The organism is Streptosporangium sp. NPDC000509 (assembly GCF_042898365.1).
Taxonomy (GTDB): Bacteria; Actinomycetota; Actinomycetes; order Streptosporangiales; family Streptosporangiaceae; genus Streptosporangium.
This window is the reverse complement of the sequence record NZ_JBIAYX010000051.1, coordinates 1-1,032: the sequence shown is the minus strand read 5'-3', so window position 1 is coordinate 1,032 and position 1,032 is coordinate 1. Positions and strand designations below refer to the sequence as shown.

At 56.8% G+C, this 1,032-nt stretch carries 1 rRNA gene; it reads right to left on the bottom strand.

The features are described from left to right. Positions 1 to 6: 6 nt before the first annotated feature. Positions 7 to 1,032, bottom strand: a 23S ribosomal RNA gene (locus tag ACFY3D_RS39525); the annotation flags it as partial.

Here is a 1,032-nt window from a genome sequence, read left to right as displayed (position 1 = left end):
TGCTTTGTGGTCAAGTCCTCGGCCTATTAGTACTGGTCAGCTCCACACATTACTGCGCTTCCACTTCCAGCCTATCAACCCGGTCGTCTACCGGGAGCCTTACCCACTCTCGTGGTGGGAGACCTCATCTCAAGGCGAGCTTCCCGCTTAGATGCTTTCAGCGGTTATCCCTTCCGAACGTAGCCAACCAGCCGTGCTCCTGGCGGAACAACTGGCACACCAGAGGTTCGTCCGTCCCGGTCCTCTCGTACTAGGGACAGCTCCTTTCAAGTCTCCTGCGCGCGCAGCGGATAGGGACCGAACTGTCTCGCGACGTTCTAAACCCAGCTCGCGTACCGCTTTAATGGGCGAACAGCCCAACCCTTGGGACCTACTCCAGCCCCAGGATGCGACGAGCCGACATCGAGGTGCCAAACCATCCCGTCGATATGGACTCTTGGGGAAGATCAGCCTGTTATCCCCGGGGTACCTTTTAGCCGTTGAGCGACGGCGCTTCCACATGCCACCGCCGGATCACTAGTCCCAGCTTTCGCTCCTGCTCGACCCGTCGGTCTCACAGTCAAGCTCCCTTGTGCACTTACACTCGACACCTGATTGCCAACCAGGCTGAGGGAACCTTTGGGCGCCTCCGTTACTCTTTAGGAGGCAACCGCCCCAGTTAAACTACCCACCAGACACTGTCCCTGATCCGGATCACGGACCGAAGTTAGACGTTCAAAACGACCAGAGTGGTATTTCACCAATGACTCCACCCCCACTAGCGTGAAGGCTTCACCGTCTCCCACCTATCCTACACAAGACGCTCCAAACGCCAATGTCAAGCTATAGTGAAGGTCCCGGGGTCTTTCCGTCCTGCTGCGCGTAACGAGCATCTTTACTCGTAGTGCAATTTCGCCGGGTCTGCGGTTGAGACAGCGGGGAAGTCGTTACGCCATTCGTGCAGGTCGGAACTTACCCGACAAGGAATTTCGCTACCTTAGGATGGTTATAGTTACCACCGCCGTTTACTGGCGCTTAAGTTCTCAGCTTCGC